Below are 19,619 nucleotides of genomic sequence, written 5' to 3' on the forward strand. Positions count from 1 at the left end.
ATATGACCAATAAACCAGCTTTTACCGAGAAAAAATTCATCGTAACCTTTGTATTTGTTACCTCCCTGTTTTTGATGTGGGGATTGCTGCACTCCATGAGCGATGTGCTGAACAAGCATTTTCAAAATGTGCTTAATCTCTCCAAATCTCAATCCGGCTTAATCCAGTTCTCCGTGTTTGGGGCTTATTTTATTATGAGTATCCCCGCAGGATATTTTCTAAAGAAGTTTGGTTATAAACCGGGCGTAATCCTGGGCCTGATTTTATTTGCCCTGGGTTTATTTCTTTTTGTCCCTGCAGCCAACGCGGCTTCATTTACTTTTTTCAGGATAGCCTTATTTATTATGGGCTGCGGTATGGCTACTTTAGAAACTGTTGCGCATCCCTTTGCAGCCGCCCTGGGCGATCAGCGCCGGAGCGACCAGCGTGTAAACTTCGCGCAAACATTTAACGCGGTAGGTACCATGATCGGTCCGGCCATCGGTTCTTATTTCCTTTTAGGTTCGGACACGGTGCGTTCAACCGATCTTACCTCTGTAAAAACGCTGTATGTGGCCATTGGTTGCGTGATTATACTTATAGCGGTTGCTTTTATGTTTTTGAAAATTCCGGTTTTAACAGATCCTCATGCAGAAACTACGGCCATCGATCCTGATGCGGTTAACGTGGACGTGGAGCCATCAAAAAAACTATATCAGCATTCGCATTTTGTATGGGCAGTTGCGGCACAGTTTTTTAACGTGGCGGCACAGGCCGGCACCTGGGCATATTTTATCAACTACGGTGTGGATATTATGCATTTCAGTAATGAAAAGGCCGGTTACTTTATGATTATTTTTATGGGGATGATGGCGCTGGGACGTATTGTGGGCACTTCATTAATGACTTATATAGCGCCCAATAAATTATTAGCGGCATTTGCCTGCGGCAGCATCTTAATGTGCCTGATAGTTGCACAGAGCCTGGGCTGGACGTCATACATCGCCCTGCTCATGATCAACTTCTTTTTTAGCATTATGTTCCCCACCATTTTTAGTTTGGGGATCAAAAACCTGGGCAGTCATACACAACAGGCTTCATCTTTTATAGCGATGGGGGTAGTAGGAGGCGCGGTATTTCCAATGATAATGGGGCAGATAGCCAATCATAGTGTCGCTCACGCTTATTACCTTCCGATCATCTGCTACGCGGTGATCTTTTTATTCGGCGCTAAATTTTATAAAGTTAAACACTAATGAAAAGTGCCCGGAGAAACATATCAACCCACATATTGCCTGCACACCATACTATCACACTCAATAATGTAACGATAAAAGCCGAGCCGGTAAACCAGGGCTTCAATAAACAATGGTGTTTTAATATGCCGGCAAGCGCCGATGCTGAAATTGTATTGAATTAAAATTATGAGAAGGTATTGTCTCTATTTTATTTTTTTAAGCTCGCTGATGTTGGTAGATCTGCCGGTAGCACAAGCGGCTGTTTGGCAATGGTCTGTGGCGGTTAAGCCTGCTGGTACCAAGCGGGATCCGTCAAGGGCTTTTTTATGGATATCGCCGAATTGTAAGCAAGTGAAGGCGGTCATATTCGCCCAGAACAATATGGAGGAGCAATCCATATTGGAAGATCCTCAATTCAGAAAGGAAATGGGCAAGTTGGGTGTTGCGGAGATTTGGGTTAGCCCGGCTTTCAATCTTAAGTTTTTGTTTAATGAGGGCGCCGGAGATCAGTTTAACACGTTGATCAATGACCTCGCTGATATTTCAGGTTATAGCGAATTGAAAACAGCGCCGGTGATCCCTATCGGGCATTCGGCAGCGGCAAGCGCACCTTATTATTTTGGTGCATGGAACCCTTCGCGTACGCTTGCTTGCATCTCGGTAAGCGGGCAATGGCCATATGTAAGAAACGTTTTTGCTCCCGATATCTGGCGTAAAGATCAAAGCCTGGACTATATCCCTTGTTTGGAAACAATGGGCGAATACGAAGCTGCCAACACCTGGAGCGATGAAGGATTAAAAGAAAGACAGGAACATCCGTTGCTGCCGTTGAGTATGCTATCCAACCCTGCACAGGGGCATTTCGCTGCCACGCCTGAAAAAACCGGTTACCTGGCCTTCTACATTAAAAAAGCCATGCAGTACCGCTTGCCAAAAAATGTACCTCTGGGTACCGTTCCGAAATTGATTGATATCGATCCGACAAAAACCGGCTGGCTGGTTGATAAATGGCGCTATAATGAATTGCCCGCCGCGGATGCAGCACCGGTAGGCAGGTATAATGGCGATGCTTCAAAAGCCTTTTGGTATTTTGATGAAGAAACAGCACGGGCAACAATAACCTACCAGGCAAAACATCGTAATCAAAAACCACAGCTCATAGGTTATGTACAGCATGGCGGGATGGTTGAACAGCGTAATACGCACCAGCAAGTAAACCTGAAATTTGAACCTGAAGCCGATGGCATCACTTTTAAACTCCATGCTGCATTTTATGATACGGTGCCCGGGGGCAGTCCCCGCTTACCTGTTTGGGCTGGCATGCCGGTTGGTTCCGCTATAGGGCATGCTGCCGGGAATATTCCTATTGCTATTAACCGCATTACAGGCCCGGTTATCAAGATAAATGATTCCACTTTCAGATTGAGCCGGCAGGCCGGTTTTTGGGAGAACCCGCATAGTTATGAGTTGTGGTTTGCTGCTACCCATGCTGGAGATGCTGAGTATAAACCGGCCGTACAGCAATCACAAATGCTTGTGCCACCACACAATACAGCAGGGAGGGAACAGCATATTACATTTTTACCGGTCCCTAACCAAAAGGCACATGCAAAGGGAATAAAATTGGATGCCAGCTCAGATGCACAGGTGCCTGTAGGGTTTTATATATTAGAAGGCCCGGCGGAGTTATCAGGCAATACATTAAATATTACAGCTATCCCCCCGTGCAGCCGTTTCCCGGTAAAAGTTACCGTGGTAGCCTGGCAATATGGCAACAATCGTGAGCCTAAACTGCAAACAGCAATACCCGTTGAACAATCCTTTTTTATTGAAAAATAATTGAAACACTTAAAATATTAACCATGGTTATGCTTCTTCTAAAAACTCAAGTGTTTTACTTAAACCCAAAGGCAATTAGATAAGCAGTATAGTCTTTTATTATACCCGAATTGATCACCAATAATCAGTTAAGATCAAGAGTTAACGAAATATTTAACGGTGCTGCCCAGCGCTACATGAAACCTAAAGGAATAGAAGTATAGCTCGGGGGCCCTGCTAATAAGCCAGCAGCCGTTCCATGCTTTCTTCCAATCGCGCCTTGGCCAAAAACTGATCTTCCAAAGCTTTGTTCATGGGGATGGCTGTATCGAGGCTACCACAACGCATTACAGGAGCATCAAGATATTTAAAGCAATGTTCGGCCAAATGGGCCGCAATTTCGGCGCCGAAACCATTGGTAAGCGTATCTTCATGCAAAATCAGCACCCGGCCTGTTTTCTTAACGCTGGTTTCCACCGGTTCCTGATCCCAGGGTTGCAGACTGCGCAGATCGATGATCTCTATGGATTGATCGGGATGTTTGTCTGCATACTCCAATGCCCAGTGTACACCAAGACCAAATGTAATTATACTGGCCTTTTCGCCTTGCCTAATCACATTAGCCTTGCCTATCTCTATCATTACATCATTATCGGGCACATCGGCGCTGATACTGCGGTACAGGTATTTATGTTCGAAATAAATTACCGGGTTAGGATCGTCAATGGCAGCAAGCAGGAGTCCCTTGGCATCTGCCGGGAAAGCCGGGTAAACCACTTTTAAGCCGGGAGTTTTGGTAAACCAGGCTTCATTGCTTTGCGAATGGAAGGGGCCTGCCCCGGTACCTGCACCCGCAGGCATCCGTATTACCACATCAACGCTCTGCCCCCAGCGATAATGCGTTTTTGCCAGGTTGTTAATAACCTGGTTAAAGCCGCAGGTAACAAAATCGGCAAATTGCATTTCAACCACAGCTTTGTAACCGTTAAGGGCAAGCCCCATGCCTGCACCAACAATTGCTGATTCGCAAATGGGCGTATTGCGTACACGGGCCTTACCAAACTCCTCAACAAAGCCCTGGGTAATTTTAAAAGCGCCGCCGTATTCGGCAATGTCCTGCCCCATGATCACCAGGTTGGGGTGTTTGCGCATAGCTTGTTTAAGCCCGTCGCTAATGGCATCTATATAGCGCTTACTGGTAGCCGGCGATGATATTGGCTGTACAGCAGGAAAGCTATAAGGCTTGTACATATCCTGCACTTCGGTGGCCACATCCGGTATAAGATCTGTTTCGGCATAAGCCTTTTCAATTTCGGTTTCAATAAGGGCGGCGAACTCCTTACGGATAATAGTGATCATGTCTTTAAACAAAACCCCTTCGGTAATCAGGTACTTTTCAAAGTTTGTAACCGGGTCCTTTCCTGCCCACCATTCAAATAAATTAGTGGGAACATATTTGGTGCCTGATGCTTCCTCATGGCCACGCATCCTGAAGGTCATACATTCCAGCAAAACAGGGCGCGGATTTTCACGAATAGCTTTATTAAGTGAGGTTATGGTGTTATAAACTTCAAGCAGGTTATTGCCGTCAATACGGCGGCCTTCAATACCGTAGCCTACGGCTTTATCAACCAGTTCGCGGCAATTATATTGTTCGCTGGTTGGGGTTGAAAGGGCGTAGCCATTATTTTCGATCAGAAATATTACCGGCAGTTTCCAAACAGAGGCTATGTTAAGTGCTTCGTGAAAATCCCCTTCACTGGTAGCACCCTCGCCGGTAAAAACAAGGGTTGATTTTTTTTTACCCGATAATACATCCGCTAAGGCAATGCCATCGGCCAGGGCAAGCTGCGGACCGAGATGGGATATCATCCCAATGATCTTATACTCCTGGGTACCGAAGTGGAAGGAGCGGTCGCGCCCTTTAGTAAAGCCCGAGGGTTTGCCCTGCCATTGCGCCATTAACCGCGACAAGGGGATATTTCTCGATGTAAAAACACCGAGATTACGATGCATAGGCAAAATATATTCGTCGGCATTCATAGCAAGGGCGCTGCCAACTGCTATGGCTTCCTGGCCGATACCCGAAAACCATTTGCCAATGCGGCCCTGCCTCAGCAGGATCAGCATCTTCTCTTCAACCATGCGCGGAAACAGCATTTTTTTATAAAATGCCAGCAAAGTATCATTATCGAGGTTTTTCCTGTCAAAAATCATAACGTAAAACTACTGAAGTTTTTAAAACTTTGTATGTTTGGTGATACTATCCAAAAACTATGAAGCGCACCTCTATTTTCATCATTATATTACTGCTCATGATCGACTTTGCGGCCAGTTCGCAGGATTTTTTCTTATTGCCACATAATTTTTACGTTCACAAAGGCGATAAGCTTAACCTGCATTTGTTGAGCGGCAACGAGTTTAAACCCGAAAATGAATTTAAGTTTGCCACAGCAAAGGCAACTAAATTTATGCTGTATGAAGGCTCAAAGAAAACAGATCTTTCAAAAGTCAGTAACTCCGCCGATAGCAGTCTGCTTACTTATGAGCTGCAAAACTCTGGGCTTGCACTTTTTGAACTGGTAAGGGATGATGAAACAGAATCGGAAAGGAATAAATTTATCAGGGCGCTTGAAAGTGAAGGCCTTGATAAAATGGCCGAAGAAGCCCGGGCCAGTAGTCAGCAATACTTTGTTGAAAAGTATCACCAGTCAAGCAAAACCCTTATTTCTGTTGATAAAGCTAACGGTAAGGACTTTGATAAACCCCTGGGTGAGGAATATGAAATTGTAATACAACAAAATCCCTATAAATCAAGTTATGGCGATGATGTTACCGCTCAAGTGCTTTTTAGAGGTAAACCTATGAAGGATGCTGTGGTGATGCAATATGTACGTACTTTGAACGGCACCATCGTTCCGCAAAAATTATTGAGCGACAGCAACGGCCTGGTATTTTTTAAGCTGAGCCGTGAGGGGGTATATATGGTCAGTTCAACCCATGTTGAACCATCGCAGGATAAAAAAGCCGATTATGAAAACTGGAGCACTACTTTCACCTTTGCCTTCAGCAATACCGATGATGTGCCAAATTCATACAGGGAATTTGGATTTGGAAATAAGCATTGATTTTTTAGCAGCATTTGCAGGTTTTAGTAGCGGGTTAAAAATATAGAGACCTCATTTCTTCCCTTTTGTCGGTGATTGGGAGGGGACTGAAACCTTAATTACCTACCTGCTCGCTGAAACCGCGTTAGTAAGTTTTACAAAATCCTCTACACTCAATCTTTCCGCACGAAGATCGAGGACAGGTTCATCAGTCAATTTTTCTTTGTTGATGAGTGATGATATGGCGTTGCGCAGGGTTTTGCGGCGCTGATTAAAACCCGCTTTTACTATCTGCCAAAATAGCTTCTCGTCGCAATCAAGTGTTTGTTTATCGTTGCGTGTAAGCCTGATCACTGCCGAAAGCACCTTGGGCGGAGGATTAAATACACCGGCCTTCACCGTAAACAGGTATTCCACTTTATAATAGGCTTGTAAAAACACGCTGAGTATACCATATTCCTTGCTGCCTGGTTTGGCGGCACAGCGTTCAGCAACCTCTTTCTGGAACATGCCCACTACTTCAACCACCTGCTGGCGGTTGTCAAGCACCTTAAAAAGTATTTGCGATGAGATGTTATAGGGGAAATTACCGATAATGGCAAAATTTTCCGGAAAAATACTTTTAAAATCAAGCTCCAGAAAATCGGCATTGATAAGGCGGGTACCTAATTGCGGGTATTTTTTTTTCAGAAAATCGTACGATTCGGTATCAATATCAATGAGTGATGTTTCGTACTCGCTTTTTTGCAGCAGAAAATCAGACAGTACACCCATGCCCGGCCCCACCTCAAGCACATGGCCGAAACGCCCTTCGGGTTTCAGGCTGTCAACTATCTTTGCTGCTATGTTTTTATCAGTAAGAAAATGTTGCCCTAAATGTTTTTTTGCCCTTACCAATGTCATTATTAATCAAATATTTGAGCAAATTAAATCATATTTGTGCTTTTATCAGGAACTATAAGCTTAAAATCTTTTATTTGCAGGTGTAAAGATAGGTTAAAGGCGAAAAGTTAAAGGTAAAAGGTTTGCTTTAAGTACTGAGCTTTTATAAACCATTAATAATCATCACTGTTAAAATTCTGTGTAATCATTGGGCAATCGGTGAAATCACGAACTAAACGGTGAAATCAATATATAAAAATGAGCGATAAATTAAAAATTGGGATCAGCATTGGCGATGTAAACGGCATCGGTTTAGAGATAATTATTAAAACTTTGGCCGATAGTAAGATTTATGATTATTGTACGCCTATTGTTTACGGGCATACCAAAGTGGCTTCGTTCCACCGTCGCGCAACCCAGGTTAATGAGCTCAATTTTTTGGTGATCAATGATCCTTCACAAACTCATTTCCGCAAACCTAACATGATCAACTGTTGGGAGGAAGATGTAAAGATTGATATAGGGCAGGTTACGGAAGCAGGAGGCAAGTACGCTTTTAAATCATTGGAGCGCGCTGTTTATGACCTGAAAGAAGGTTATATAGATGCATTGGTTACCGCTCCCATCAATAAAGACAATATCCAAAGTGAGCAGTTTCACTTTCCCGGCCATACCGAATATTTACAGCAATACGATGGAGCCGCCGAATCGCTGATGTTTTTAGTGAGCGATACATTACGTGTTGGCGTGGTTACAGGTCATATACCGGTATCAAAAATTGCCGAAAGCATTACCGCCGAAAAAATATTGGCCAAGTTGAAGCTAATGAACACAAGCTTGCAAAATGATTTCTGGGTGCGCAAGCCAAAAATTGCGGTATTGGGGCTTAACCCGCATGCCGGCGATAACGGCCTTATCGGCAGCGAAGAAAAAGATATCATTATACCCGCTATTGAAGAAGCCCGTTCAAACAATATCCTGGCATTTGGCCCGTACTCGGCCGATGGCTTTTTTGCCAACGGCACTTACCTTCAGTTTGATGCCGTACTGGCTATGTATCACGACCAGGGCCTGATCCCTTTTAAACAGATCGCCTTTGAAACAGGTGTTAATTTTACAGCCGGGCTAAACTTTGTGCGCACTTCGCCCGATCATGGCACAGCGTATGATATAGCGGGAAAAAACCAGGCTTCTGAGGTCTCCTTCCGCGAAGCGCTGTTTACAGCTATCCACATTGTCAAGAACCGCAGGGAAGGACTCGAACTTAATGAAAATCCACTTTTATTCAGCAAGCTAAGCCGCGACAGAGATTAAAAAAGCCTTGTAATAGTAATGTTTCAATTTAATTACCGTTAAATTAAAACATTTACGCTGCTTGTTGCATTTACATGACTGAATGAATAATTTTCTTAGCCGCATACGTTCAATAGATGCATTCCGCGCTGTAACAATGTTCCTCATGATATTTGTGAATGACCTGGATGGCATTCCGAATACCCCAACATGGCTTAAACACGCGGGCTCAAATGTTGATGCGCTGGGTTTGGCAGATACTATTTTCCCCGCGTTTTTATTTATAGTCGGGCTTTCAATTCCCTTTGCTTTTCAAAACAGGTTAAAGCAGGGCGACAATTTCAAGCTACTATCACGAATAGTGAGCCGCTCGTTCGCGCTCATTTTTATAGGTTTTTTTCATGCTAACATGGAAACCTACAATGAAGCTGCCACCTTGTTACCCAAACCCGTTTGGGAAAGCCTGGTTACATTCAGTTTCTTCTTCATTTTTTTAGATTACGGCAAGGATACGTCAGCCACTAAACGCTATATGTTACAGGGCTTCGGTATATTGTTGCTTGCAGGCATGGCAGCCCTCTATCGTACCAGCGACCCCGGGCATACCTGGCTTCACTTTACCTGGTGGGGTATTTTAGGCCTGATAGGCTGGTCATACATGCTTTGCGCGCTTATCTATTACTATTCCGACGGGCATTTATGGGTACAGCTGGCGGCCTGGATGTTCTTCATTTTCTTTAACCTGGATGTGCACTTCGGCTTTCTCGATTTTATCGACAAGCTGCAGGGCTATATCTGGATTGCGGGTAATGGCGCTATGCAGTCGTTCACCATGGCAGGGGTATTTATTTCTGTCTTATACATGCGCCTCAAGGCCAATAACGAAATGAAGATGCTTTGGGTGGCCATGATCCTGATTGCTATAATCCTGTTTAACCTCGGCTTTATAGTACGCTATTTTAGCGGAGGCATTTCCAAAGAACGCGACACCCCTTCATGGGTGCTCATTTGCACCGGGATAAGCCTGGTGGTATACGCCTTCTTTATTTTCCTGGTTGATGTTAAAAACAAATACAACTGGTTTAAGGTGATAGAACCCGCCGGCACCAACACCTTTACCTGTTACATAGTGCCCTTCCTGTTTTATCCCATATACGAAATGAGCAGGATAGGCTACCCCGAATATCTGAGCCAGGGCACCGGTGGGCTTATTAAATGCATTGTATTTGCTTTTGTAATGGTATGGCTTACGGGGTTATTGGATAAAATCAATATCAGGATTAAGATATAAGCTGACTGTTTACTTTATTTTGATGAGATATGTTCCACTAAAGTTTTTTATATCTGGGTTTCCTTTTTTTGAACGATCAAAGTAAATACTGCTGAATTGAAATACTACAGTATAACCGGGCGTTTGTCTGGTTACCTGCATCAGATTTGCTGGCAGCTCATAGCCTTTTGGCATATAAAGGTTATCTTTATTCTTTTTGCTACGATATTTTTCGAGCGTAGTAGTATCGGTCATCATTTTATTCACAATCTCAATGGGATCAAATTTAACTATATCGTTATTAAGCATTAAGCTGCACCTGTGTGTTTCGGCAAAATAAACTTGCTTTATAGTGATGCCATTATAGTTATTAATCACAGTATCTGCCCCCAGGTTGCTTGAAAGTTCAATATCGTATCCTTTAACAACCGTGATATTTTCTTTTTGACTAAACACATAGCTTTCGCTCTCTGAAAAATCGGTTGTTGTCTCAGCAAAGGGATAATAATAATCACTGAAACGGCCTAGGCCCAATTGTTTTTTTGCCCATTGATATTTTAAAGTCCTTAACCCCTCCCTGTCAACCAGCAGGTTGTTGTACTCCCCCTTTTGTTTTGCTAATGAATCAGCAACTATGTTTAAATCTCTTTTAAAATAGGGTTGCAAGCCCTTTAGGTCGTAATGATAAATGAAATAGCTGAGCCTGCTTGCGCCGAGGCTTCCTTCCTTCATGTTGATTTTTGTGCTATCAACAAGTGTCAGCTTTCCATCTTTAAATCCATTATGCTTTTTAAAAAAGCTAATCACCATACCCCTTTGCGAATACATACTCATGGTAAATGCACTTTGTGGCCCATAAATACTAAGCAGGGTTAGTATACAGAGTGAGATTGGAATGATTTTAATATTCTGCTTTTTAAATAATAAAAAATAAAGCGAAATGAACAGCAGCCACAAAGCGAGTGCTATCAAAAAATACCTAAACTCTGTAACGCCATAACTAAATACTCTTGTACCAACAGCCACAAATAGCAATATCTGTAAAGGAATGAGCAAAAAGTAGAAACTACGGGTATAGGTTTTAAGCCATTTATTTTCGTTTTGCTCGCGGATGGGGTATACCAACAGGAGCGATAATATGCCAAATACGGCATAACCTAATATCAGGTTTGATACAAGGCCTTTAGGGAGTTTCCATTCGATAAGGATTTTAACCTCATAAGCCAGCAAAATAATTACATATACTGTCGAAAGCGGTATAAGCACATATTGGGTGAAGATCTTTAGGCCTTTGGGGTAGCTTTCATCTTCATTAAGCGCGCGAGTGTTTGTTGGTACTCCCGCTAAAAAGAAGGTAGTAGTGAACATCCCTGTGATCCATACCCATAAAATCTGATAAGTATCCCACTCAAACTTAAAATTAAATAGAAAGTTGGTAGCTCCTATTGCTGCGGCCAGCCCAGCAAACAATACTACGCCATACAGCATACATGCCAAAAAGCGTAAAAAAAGAGTTTTATTAAACTGCCAAAACCCTTGTATCTGGCCTTTGCCGGTAAAGGCAGCAAAAGAAACCATTAAATGAAAAGCCAGGCTAAGCAGAAAGAACCGGGTATAATCTGCCTGTCGTTCGGGGGGATTAATAATAAATATGAACAGTACAGCTATCACAGCCGCTGCAATTTTTGCTAATACTATTTTGGTTGTTTTCCATCCTTTGCTTTGCGTGTACAGCGTAGCTGAAAGACTAAGCAGGAAACCAAGGTTGGCTATCATGATAGTGCGCATGCACCAGTTTTCGCTTATACGGTTAAGGTGATTAAGTTCGATCTCTATAGTAGCTGCTATGGTGCCAGCTAAGGCAAAAAGTGTTTCAAACGGATAACGTTTAATGGTATTTACCGCGCTTTGTAACAGGTTTTTTAATGACGGGAATTTCATTTGTGTGAGGTTTAGGAACTAATGTAGTATTTATTTGTGTTTTTGAGGTTCGGTTTGAGGTTTTACTTCTTGCAGAATGATGAAAAATGTAAAATATATGTATTAAAAATCAAACCAATACCACGGTTAATTGCATTTAACACATTAGTGTTTATATTTGCGTTCGCAAAAAAACATCATTTTACTATAATGAGAGAAATACAATTCAGAGAAGCGCTAAGAGAGGCCATGGTCGAAGAAATGCGCAGCGACGAGAATATATACCTGATGGGTGAAGAGGTTGCCGAATATAACGGCGCGTACAAAGTAAGCCAGGGAATGCTGGACGAATTTGGCGCAAAGCGTGTTATAGATACGCCCATCTCTGAATTGGGTTTCGCCGGTATCGGCATCGGCTCGGCAATGAACGGCTTACGCCCTATCATCGAGTTCATGACTTTCAACTTTTCACTGGTAGCTATCGACCAGATCATCAATGGCGCTGCCAAAATGATGTCAATGAGCGGCGGCCAGTTTTCGGTGCCGATTGTTTTCCGCGGCCCTACCGGTAATGCAGGTATGCTTAGCTCACAGCACAGCCAGTGCTTTGAAAACTGGTATGCCAACTGCCCTGGCTTAAAAGTGGTTGTACCATCAAACCCATACGATGCTAAAGGTTTATTAAAATCAGCCATCCTTGATCCTGATCCGGTTATTTTTATGGAGTCGGAATTAATGTATGGCGATAAAGGTGAAGTGCCTGAAGAAACTTACTATATCCCATTGGGTAAAGCAAAAGTTGTTAAAGAAGGTACTGACGTTACTTTAGTTGGCTTTGGCAAGATCATGAAAGTGGTTATCGCTGCTGCTGCCGAACTTGAAAAAGAAGGTATCCACGCTGAGGTGATCGACCTGCGTACTGTACGCCCTATCGATTATGCTACAGTTATTGAATCGGTAAAGAAAACAAACCGCCTGGTAATTATTGAAGAGAGCTGGCCGTTAGGTTCAATTGCTACCGAGGTTGCTTTCAAAGTTCAAAAAGATGCGTTCGATTACCTTGACGCTCCTATCCTGCGTATCATGGGTGGCGATGTTCCGCTTCCTTACGCTCCAACTTTGATCCAGGAGTACCTGCCAAACCCTGAAAGGGTGATCAAAGCGGTTAAAGAAGTAATGTACGTTACCAAGTAATTGTTTTCTTAAACAAAATATTCAATTGGGCCCGGTATTTCATACCGGGCTCTTTGTTTTTAGAAACTTTATTTTAGTTGCCCGCTTTGCCACATTTCAATCATCTTAATAGCTATTATTGGGGGATTTGTAAAAAATGCCTACTTTTAAAAATTAACATTTTTGAACATGCGATACACCTACTTTAAAGCATTTAAACCCTTATTTTTTATTGTATCGGCGCTGGTATTCACCGGCAATGTTGCCTTGGCACAAACCCAGGCGGCAACTCCGGCCGCGGCTCCGGTAACCGGGGTACAAACCTTTATTGATAAGTTTTTTAAAGAATACGACAAGCAAGGCACGGCCCGTGCAGTGATTGACATTTTTAAAAGCAACAAGCAGATGGATTCAACCCGGCTTACCGGGATTATTGTCAAAATAGATTCCATGCGAAGTGTAATAGGCAAATATCTCGGCAAGGACCTGATCATGCAACGCAAGGCTTCAAATAGCCTGGTTCTGTACAGCTATCTGCTTAAACACGAAGGCCAACCGGCCCGCATGACGTTTATGTTTTACAAACCCAAAAATGAATGGGAGATCTACCGCCTCTACTTTGATGTAGACGTTGATGGTGAACTTGCCGAATCATCAAGAGTAACGGGGAAACCATAAAAGAGGTAAAAGGCGAAAGGCAAAAGGCTTTTTTTGTAAAGATTAACTGAACCTTTCATCTTTATCCTTTCGCCTTTAACCTAAAATTAGTCCACCAATATATTCTCGCCAAACTTTTGCGAAACCGTGGTATCCCCGCGGTTTTCAATTTTTATCACCAGCGAACTGTCGTACGGAATTTTTTCAATCAACTGAATTTTTGTTCCTATCCCTATGTTCAGCCGTTGAAGGTATTGCAAAAATGAACTGCTGGTGTCACGCACGGCGGCAACATGGCTTTGGGCACCAGGTTTAAGCTCAGAAAGGCTTACGGAATAGGATTTAGGCACTTTACCGTTCGCCTTTGGTATAGGGTCGCCATGCGGGTCATATTCAGGAAATCCCAGGAATTTATCCAGCCTGTCGGCAAGGGTGGCGTCGTTAATGTGTTCCAGTTCTTCGGCAATATCGTGGATCTCATCCCAGTGATAGCCTAATTTCTCCAGTAAAAAAACTTCCCAAAGGCGATGGCGGCGTACAATTAATGTAGCATCCTTTAAGCCCTGCTGGGTTAACCTTACACCATTCTTTTTATCATATTCTATCAATTGTTTTTCGGTAAGCTTACGGATCATATCTACCACCGAGGCCGGGTTATTGCTGAGCGATTCGGCAATGGCGGTGGGCGTTATTTTAAAATCCTTCCCTTGTAATGCAAGGCGATAAATAGCTTTTAAATAGTTTTCTTCCGAAAGCGTATACATCAGTAATCAATTTGATAAAACACAAACATAAGCAAAAGTAAAGCGCTTATTACATCCTGAACGTTAGGTAGTGCCTCAGCTTAAAAGAAAATACTCCGGATAAAACTTTTGAAGATTGGTTTTAATTATAATTGTATATGGATATTCAACTTTGTATTATTCTGCAAAATCCTCCGGCGGGGGTAGATTTCGGAATTCAAAAGGGCAGCGGAGACAGATATGAAACCATTCAGACACAACGATCCGATGGGCTGGATATCCAATTTAATCTGACGATCCAATTAAAAAGCGATCCGCAGAAGATCAATGATCCTCGATTTTCGGGGCCGTTTGTACAGGGACAGCCCGCAAGTCAATTCCTTTATATTGACGTTGGTGAATATGCAGGCCAGGTGGGAGGCTGGAGCCGCAGAGTTAAAGTTCCGCTTTCCGGAGTAACCTGGGACATGATAACCCAGCTTGGCCACCATTCGACTGCATTCCTTATAACGAGCTTTCCGGGAACAGCAAAAGACGGCAGTCCCATTTGTGCTACGGTCAAACCATTTGAAGGCTGGAAGGTAAATATGCCTTAAACTGAGCCTCAATGACCTTATAGATATGCCTTAGAAACAAAATAGGCCTCCTTGTCAGGAAGCCTATTTGCTATATAATAATGTTTATTAGTGATGCCCGTGACCACCACCGTGACCATGTCCGCCGTCACCACCGTGCCCGCCACCATGACCATGATCACCGCCGCCGTGCCATCCGCCTCTGTTTGGGTTACCGCCATGCCATCCGCGATCGCCGCCGCGCCAGTGATTGGCATATCTTACATCACGGCTGTTACGGATGATCACCTGATCATGACGGCCGCGATAGCCGGAATAATGATCCCTGTAGTATGCGTTGCGTATCCATGGGTTACGCTCATTTACCACAACTTTATATCCATTGTAAACATTATAGTTACGATACCTTACAGGTAAATACCTGCGGTGTACCCATACGTTGTTTTCATAGTAAATATAATTATGGGTTGGCACATCGTAGTAAGCATCAATATCAGGCATGTAATAATAGTCAACATGATCATAGCCTACAGGCCCCCAATCGGGCTGGCTGCCTATGTTGATCCCTAAACCAATACTAACCTGTGCAGAAGCTATTTTTGCAGTAAAGCAGCTTAACAAAATAACTGCCGATAAAATCATCTTTTTCATAACGCGTGTAATAAGTTATATTTATATGACTACGGTTAAAGCCCATGGTTTAACCTGTCTCAATATCTGTTGCTCCATTTATTCAAAACAAATGCCATTGTAATGGCAACCTTAGTGTAATGAAGCAAGCTCAATTAATTGTAACACAGCAAATGTTAGTTATTTTCCGTCTTAATTAAATGAGCAATATTCCAAATTAAAAAAATTGTATTTTGTTATCATTCGGTTAATAATTGTATGGAAAATAAAAGCTTTCCGGCCCTCCCGGCGCCCTGCTTCAGCCCTTGCAATACTGTCTGCAAAAACATACGAAAATAGCCGCACAAAAAAGCCACCCCAACCGGGTGGCTTGAAATTGATAGCTAAACTACAATTATTGTTTAGGCGGCGCGGGCTGATCGGCCGGTGCTTTGCCTATCAGGTCCATAAATTGATCCAATTTTGGTGTTATGATAATTTGAGTACGCCTGTTTTGTGCTTTACCACTCGGGGTTGAGTTATCCGCGATAGGATTATACTCACCACGGCCACCGGCAGTTAAACGTTTAGGATCAACCTGGTAAGTGGTTTGCAGGGCCTGCACTACTGATGAGGCACGTAAAGCACTTAAATCCCAGTTGTTGCGGATGTTTTTCTGCGAGATAGGAACATTATCCGTATTACCTTCAATCAGCACATCATAATTGCTATAGTCCATAATGATCTTGGCTATCTTGCTTAAAGTAGCGCCAGCCTTATCAGATATTTCATAACTACCTGATTTATATAACATATTATCAGATAATGAAATGTAAACCACTCCCTTCAATACCTTTACATCAACATCCTGGGTTTCCTGCGGAGTTAATGAGCGGGTAAGGTTGTTGGTCAACACCATGTTAAGCGAATCGCTTTTGTTTTTAGCGTTAACCAACTGCTGTATATAGCGGTTTGAAGCATTGATCTCATCAACCAGCTTTGATATATTCACATTGCCCTGGCTGCTTGAGTTTAAACATTTGTTCAAGGCATCCTGCAAAGCGGTTACATTTGTTTTTTGCTGCTCAATTTGCTCTTCAAGGCTTTTGTTACGGCCACGTGCCACGGCAAGGGCCTGTTCGCTGGTTTGGTATTTAATGCTCAGGTCTTTGGTGCTGTTCTGCAATTGTGTGTAATTAGCATCCAGCTCTTTGTATTTTTTGCTGCTTACACAGCTTTGGCCTAATACTGCTGTTACAAGCAGGGCCAAAATGGATATTCGATATTTCATAGTGTAATTTGATTTAAATCGTTTAACAATAAATCGGTTAGCTAAGTAACGAATATAATGTCCGTTTATAGCTAACCTATACAGGTAAACTATTAAAGTTAACCGGAATGTGACATAAAGGGGCAACTTTTGTGCCGAAGGCCAACTATGCCCCTTAAGGGAAGATATAAGGGGAATTGCAAGAAAAAAGGGCTGTCCTTTTTGGGGGACAGTCCTTCATAAAAACAATCAAAATTATAACAATACAAAAACTTAATCGCGGTGGCCATTGCCGTGATTGTCGTGACCATCATGTCCGCGTTTATTACCGTTTGATTTTTGTTTTACGTCAACCCTGCGTATGGTTTTACGTTCAACCCAATGGTTACGGTATTTTTCATCGTGGCTATCACGAATTACAACCTGATCATGACGGCCTTTGTACGAGGCATATTTATGTTTGTAAACATCATTCCTAACCCAAGGGGTGCGCTCGTTAACTACTACCTTGTAGTTGCGGTAAACATCAAAGTTGCCAAAGCGTGGCGGCAACATAGCCCCATGAACCCAAACATTATTATCAAAATAAACATACTGATGGGCATTAATATCGTAATAAGCGTCAATATCGGGCAGGTAATAATAATCTACATGGTCATAACCTACAGGCCCCCATGCCGGCTGACTGCCTATGTTGATATTTAAGCTTATTTGCGCGCCGGCTATTTTTACGGTTAAGCTGCTTAATAATATGGCAGCTGTTAAAATTATCTTTTTCATTTGGTGTTATTGTTTGCTTGTAAGTATATGACAATAACAGGCCATAAAAGTTTAACTCCCTTACCTATTGCAAGGGGTAACTAATTGGATACAATGTGTGTTTTGAATTGACACAGACTGGTGTTCAGCCTATTCGTCGTCGTCATCTTTATCGGCTGCTTTTTTAGCTGCCATGGCCAATACAGGTTTTCCAATAACTTTATAGCTGCCTTCGCCTTTTAATATTGATGCCAGCTGGGCTTTATCCTGCATGGTTTTTACGCTCTGTGCAAGTTCCTTATCGTATTTAAAGTTGGTTTCGTAACGGCCTTTTTCATAGTAATAGCGTGACGCTATTTCGTTTTCAAGTACTTGTTTTATTTCGTCCTTGTGTTGAATGAGGTCATTCTTTTTGCTGGCAATAAGTTTGGTTTTCAAGCCTTCATACTCGGCCTGGATATCGTTGAACTGTTTATCCTTGGTGGCTTCAACTTTTAAGGAGCTTAACAATTTTTCGGATGCGGTGGTGTAGCTATAGTTTTTATCGGCCAGGTATTTTATAAAGTCATTGTATTCACCGTCAGATAGCGTAAACGAACGGGCATCAGCAATTTTAACGTGCTTATCGTGGTAAACGGTGGCATAATCAAATATCAGCAGTTTGCCCACCAATGCCTGGGTAACATTGGCAAATTTTTCCTGTTTGATAAACAGGTCCGGGTAAATACCGCTGCCGTCATAAACAGAACGGCCGTTTTTTGTTTTAAATTCATGGATCAGCGAATCGGCCACTTTTACCACACTGCCATCATCCTTACGGTGGGTATAATCCAGCTCCTGGATACAACGGCCCGAAGGCACATAGTATTTGGCAATGGTAATTTTTACCAGGCTATTGTATGGTAAATTGAAAGTTTGCTGTACCAGGCCTTTGCCATAACTGCGCTGCCCGATAATCACCGCGCGGTCGAGGTCCTGCAGGGCGCCGGCAACAATTTCACTTGCCGATGCCGAATGGCTGTTTACCAATACCACCAAAGGCAAATCGGGTTCGAGCGGTGCGCTGATGGTGCTGTAAGTAAAGTTCTTTTCCTTTATCTTCCCTTTTTGCGATACGATCTCCACATCTTTCTGCACAAAAAGGTTCACTATTTTTACGGCTTCCTGTAATATGCCGCCGCCGTTTGAGCGAAGATCAAGAATGATACCGTTGGGATTTTTCTTTTTTAGCTCGACGAGCGCATTGGTAACTTCGGCAGCGGAATTTTCAAGGAATTTATCCAGTTTAATATACCCCATGTTGCCATCAACCATGCCAAAGTACGATACATTGGGCTGTTTGATCTCGTCACGAACCAGGTTCTTTTCAAATGGCTGAGGTGTATTATCCCGTTTTATGAACAATTTTATGGCCGCGCCCTTTGAGCCTTTCAGCAGCTGGCTCACCTGGTCATTATTTTTGCCGTTAAGGTCAACATCGTTTATCTTCAGGAGCTGATCTCCGGGGTGTACATCTCCTTTTTGGGCCGGGAAGCCCGCAAACACTTCCGATACAAATACTTTACCGTTACGCAAAAAAATACTGGCGCCAATGCCGCCATATTGGGTACTTACGTAATGCAGCTTATAGTCTTCAATTTCAGATTCGGGTACAAACTCAGTGTAAGGGTCAAGGCCATCGAGCATGGCATCAACACCGGTTTTTACCAGCTTGGCCGAATTGATATCATCAACATAATTGATATTAACCTCTTTATAAACAGAGGCAAAAACATCAAGGTTCTTCGAGATCTGGAACAGGTCGTCATTAAAACCCACTATGCCCGCGGCCAGCAATGCAATACCTGCAAATAAGCCTGCTCTTTTGTATTCTTTTTTGAACACTAAACCCTGTTTCATCATTTATCCTCGAAAAAAATAAAAATACAAAAAAGCTATCCAGTTTGTATAACCGCAGTGTCTATTTTACAGTCGGTTGGTATCAATATTAACCAGGGCCTTTTTTAGGGTAAAAACCACATATTTGCGATCTCGGTTTACCAGGTCCATCAGTTTGGTAATCAAGCTTTCTTCCTGTCCTTCGCTGTATTTTAACTGCTCGTCTGTAAGGTGGTTGTATTTACGTTGAATCTTAATTTTTACGCGTTCCCAATCCTTGTTGGTAATACTGATTTCAGCCATGTTCAATTTATTTTCAGCAAAAATATAAAAAATACCAAGTTGCTACTGCTAATTGTTTGGCTCGTGTATTGATAATACGTAATACGGTTCAAATATGGGCCGGATTATAACCAAAGTAAATTAATAGCGTAGGGCCGTATACAAT

At 42.7% G+C, this 19,619-nt stretch carries 18 protein-coding genes; 9 read left to right on the forward strand and 9 right to left on the reverse strand.

All coding sequences use genetic code 11. The features are described 5' to 3' along the window. Positions 1-2: 2 nt before the first annotated feature. The 3 genes from fucP to FHW88_RS12470 are packed head-to-tail and all read left to right on the forward strand — an operon-like array spanning position 3 to position 3,056. Positions 3-1,235, forward strand: a complete 1,233-nt coding sequence (gene fucP, locus FHW88_RS12460; RefSeq protein ID WP_176625756.1) for an L-fucose:H+ symporter permease — start codon at positions 3-5, stop codon at positions 1,233-1,235. Beyond that, entirely contained in the window at positions 1,235-1,399 is a 165-nt protein-coding gene (locus tag FHW88_RS12465) for a hypothetical protein (RefSeq protein ID WP_175490065.1), read from the forward strand. The genes fucP and FHW88_RS12465 overlap by 1 nt, the downstream gene beginning before the upstream one ends. A 4-nt stretch (positions 1,400-1,403) precedes the next feature. Next, positions 1,404-3,056 (forward strand): hypothetical protein, encoded by a 1,653-nt coding sequence (locus FHW88_RS12470; protein WP_218117188.1) that lies wholly within the window; start codon positions 1,404-1,406, stop codon positions 3,054-3,056. A gap of 216 nt (positions 3,057-3,272) precedes the next feature. Here the strand turns inward: FHW88_RS12470 and FHW88_RS12475 are convergent, their stop codons facing one another. Further along, on the reverse strand, positions 3,273-5,252 hold the full coding sequence (locus FHW88_RS12475) for a thiamine pyrophosphate-dependent enzyme (RefSeq protein ID WP_176625758.1): 1,980 nt from the start codon (positions 5,250-5,252) through the stop codon (positions 3,273-3,275). 59 nt (positions 5,253-5,311) lie between these two features. Here FHW88_RS12475 and FHW88_RS12480 point away from each other — a divergent pair, with 59 nt between their 5' ends. Continuing rightward, positions 5,312-6,163: a DUF4198 domain-containing protein gene (locus tag FHW88_RS12480; RefSeq protein ID WP_176625760.1), complete on the forward strand. Its 852-nt coding sequence runs from the start codon at positions 5,312-5,314 to the stop codon at positions 6,161-6,163. 102 nt (positions 6,164-6,265) lie between these two features. Here FHW88_RS12480 and rsmA read toward each other — a convergent pair whose 3' ends face one another. Beyond that, the gene (rsmA, locus tag FHW88_RS12485; protein WP_091167303.1) at positions 6,266-7,045 is read right to left on the reverse strand and encodes a 16S rRNA (adenine(1518)-N(6)/adenine(1519)-N(6))-dimethyltransferase RsmA; all 780 of its coding nucleotides are present in this window, start codon (positions 7,043-7,045) and stop codon (positions 6,266-6,268) included. Between the two features lie 237 nt (positions 7,046-7,282). Between rsmA and pdxA the strand changes: the two genes are divergently transcribed. Further along, complete coding sequence (gene pdxA / locus FHW88_RS12490) at positions 7,283-8,338, forward strand: 4-hydroxythreonine-4-phosphate dehydrogenase PdxA (RefSeq protein WP_176625762.1); 1,056 nt, start codon at positions 7,283-7,285, stop codon at positions 8,336-8,338. Positions 8,339-8,420: 82 nt separating this feature from the next. After that, entirely contained in the window at positions 8,421-9,608 is a 1,188-nt protein-coding gene (locus tag FHW88_RS12495; protein ID WP_176625764.1) for a DUF5009 domain-containing protein, read from the forward strand. 9 nt (positions 9,609-9,617) lie between these two features. Here FHW88_RS12495 and FHW88_RS12500 read toward each other — a convergent pair whose 3' ends face one another. After that, positions 9,618-11,528 carry a DUF4153 domain-containing protein gene (locus FHW88_RS12500; RefSeq protein ID WP_176625766.1) on the reverse strand — a complete coding sequence of 637 codons (1,911 nt, stop codon included), beginning with the start codon at positions 11,526-11,528 and terminating at the stop codon, positions 9,618-9,620. A gap of 189 nt (positions 11,529-11,717) precedes the next feature. Between FHW88_RS12500 and FHW88_RS12505 the strand changes: the two genes are divergently transcribed. Then, positions 11,718-12,701, forward strand: coding sequence for a pyruvate dehydrogenase complex E1 component subunit beta (locus FHW88_RS12505; RefSeq protein ID WP_090532123.1), 984 nt, complete (start codon positions 11,718-11,720; stop codon positions 12,699-12,701). A 168-nt stretch (positions 12,702-12,869) separates the two neighbouring features. Further along, entirely contained in the window at positions 12,870-13,358 is a 489-nt protein-coding gene (locus FHW88_RS12510) for a hypothetical protein (RefSeq protein ID WP_176625768.1), read from the forward strand. Positions 13,359-13,444: 86 nt separating this feature from the next. On the opposite strand, the gene FHW88_RS12515 is transcribed toward FHW88_RS12510, so the two are convergent. Beyond that, positions 13,445-14,101, reverse strand: a complete 657-nt coding sequence (locus tag FHW88_RS12515; protein WP_090532127.1) for a metal-dependent transcriptional regulator — start codon at positions 14,099-14,101, stop codon at positions 13,445-13,447. Between the two features lie 137 nt (positions 14,102-14,238). On the opposite strand from FHW88_RS12515, the gene FHW88_RS12520 reads away from it, so the two are divergent. Next, entirely contained in the window at positions 14,239-14,676 is a 438-nt protein-coding gene (locus tag FHW88_RS12520; RefSeq protein ID WP_176625769.1) for a DUF5990 family protein, read from the forward strand. An 87-nt stretch (positions 14,677-14,763) separates the two neighbouring features. Here the strand turns inward: FHW88_RS12520 and FHW88_RS12525 are convergent, their stop codons facing one another. From FHW88_RS12525 to FHW88_RS12545, 5 genes are all read right to left on the reverse strand, one after another. After that, on the reverse strand, positions 14,764-15,306 hold the full coding sequence (locus FHW88_RS12525; protein WP_217633192.1) for a hypothetical protein: 543 nt from the start codon (positions 15,304-15,306) through the stop codon (positions 14,764-14,766). Positions 15,307-15,679: 373 nt separating this feature from the next. Beyond that, entirely contained in the window at positions 15,680-16,555 is an 876-nt protein-coding gene (locus FHW88_RS12530) for a flagellar motor protein MotB (RefSeq protein ID WP_090532131.1), read from the reverse strand. A gap of 252 nt (positions 16,556-16,807) precedes the next feature. Continuing rightward, positions 16,808-17,314 (reverse strand): hypothetical protein, encoded by a 507-nt coding sequence (locus tag FHW88_RS12535; protein ID WP_176625771.1) that lies wholly within the window; start codon positions 17,312-17,314, stop codon positions 16,808-16,810. A 129-nt stretch (positions 17,315-17,443) separates the two neighbouring features. After that, positions 17,444-19,195, reverse strand: coding sequence for a S41 family peptidase (locus FHW88_RS12540; protein WP_317171367.1), 1,752 nt, complete (start codon positions 19,193-19,195; stop codon positions 17,444-17,446). A 63-nt stretch (positions 19,196-19,258) separates the two neighbouring features. Beyond that, a complete protein-coding gene (locus tag FHW88_RS12545; RefSeq protein ID WP_090532134.1) occupies positions 19,259-19,474 on the reverse strand; it encodes a hypothetical protein in 216 nt (71 codons plus the stop codon). Positions 19,475-19,619 lie beyond the last annotated feature (145 nt).

Source organism: Mucilaginibacter sp. SG538B, assembly GCF_013376065.1.
Taxonomy (GTDB): Bacteria; Bacteroidota; Bacteroidia; order Sphingobacteriales; family Sphingobacteriaceae; genus Mucilaginibacter; species Mucilaginibacter rubeus.

What these genes read in the sequence shown, in the direction of transcription:
- fucP (WP_176625756.1), top strand. Translation starts at nt 3, where the DNA reads ATGACCAATAAACCAGCTTTTACCGAGAAAAAATTCATCGTAACCTTT.
- FHW88_RS12465 (WP_175490065.1), top strand. Translation starts at nt 1,235, where the DNA reads ATGAAAAGTGCCCGGAGAAACATATCAACCCACATATTGCCTGCACAC.
- FHW88_RS12470 (WP_218117188.1), top strand. Translation starts at nt 1,404, where the DNA reads ATGAGAAGGTATTGTCTCTATTTTATTTTTTTAAGCTCGCTGATGTTG.
- FHW88_RS12475 (WP_176625758.1), bottom strand. Translation starts at nt 5,252, where the DNA reads ATGATTTTTGACAGGAAAAACCTCGATAATGATACTTTGCTGGCATTT.
- FHW88_RS12480 (WP_176625760.1), top strand. Translation starts at nt 5,312, where the DNA reads ATGAAGCGCACCTCTATTTTCATCATTATATTACTGCTCATGATCGAC.
- rsmA (WP_091167303.1), bottom strand. Translation starts at nt 7,045, where the DNA reads ATGACATTGGTAAGGGCAAAAAAACATTTAGGGCAACATTTTCTTACT.
- pdxA (WP_176625762.1), top strand. Translation starts at nt 7,283, where the DNA reads ATGAGCGATAAATTAAAAATTGGGATCAGCATTGGCGATGTAAACGGC.
- FHW88_RS12495 (WP_176625764.1), top strand. Translation starts at nt 8,421, where the DNA reads ATGAATAATTTTCTTAGCCGCATACGTTCAATAGATGCATTCCGCGCT.
- FHW88_RS12500 (WP_176625766.1), bottom strand. Translation starts at nt 11,528, where the DNA reads ATGAAATTCCCGTCATTAAAAAACCTGTTACAAAGCGCGGTAAATACC.
- FHW88_RS12505 (WP_090532123.1), top strand. Translation starts at nt 11,718, where the DNA reads ATGAGAGAAATACAATTCAGAGAAGCGCTAAGAGAGGCCATGGTCGAA.
- FHW88_RS12510 (WP_176625768.1), top strand. Translation starts at nt 12,870, where the DNA reads ATGCGATACACCTACTTTAAAGCATTTAAACCCTTATTTTTTATTGTA.
- FHW88_RS12515 (WP_090532127.1), bottom strand. Translation starts at nt 14,101, where the DNA reads ATGTATACGCTTTCGGAAGAAAACTATTTAAAAGCTATTTATCGCCTT.
- FHW88_RS12520 (WP_176625769.1), top strand. Translation starts at nt 14,239, where the DNA reads ATGGATATTCAACTTTGTATTATTCTGCAAAATCCTCCGGCGGGGGTA.
- FHW88_RS12525 (WP_217633192.1), bottom strand. Translation starts at nt 15,306, where the DNA reads ATGAAAAAGATGATTTTATCGGCAGTTATTTTGTTAAGCTGCTTTACT.
- FHW88_RS12530 (WP_090532131.1), bottom strand. Translation starts at nt 16,555, where the DNA reads ATGAAATATCGAATATCCATTTTGGCCCTGCTTGTAACAGCAGTATTA.
- FHW88_RS12535 (WP_176625771.1), bottom strand. Translation starts at nt 17,314, where the DNA reads ATGAAAAAGATAATTTTAACAGCTGCCATATTATTAAGCAGCTTAACC.
- FHW88_RS12540 (WP_317171367.1), bottom strand. Translation starts at nt 19,195, where the DNA reads ATGATGAAACAGGGTTTAGTGTTCAAAAAAGAATACAAAAGAGCAGGC.
- FHW88_RS12545 (WP_090532134.1), bottom strand. Translation starts at nt 19,474, where the DNA reads ATGGCTGAAATCAGTATTACCAACAAGGATTGGGAACGCGTAAAAATT.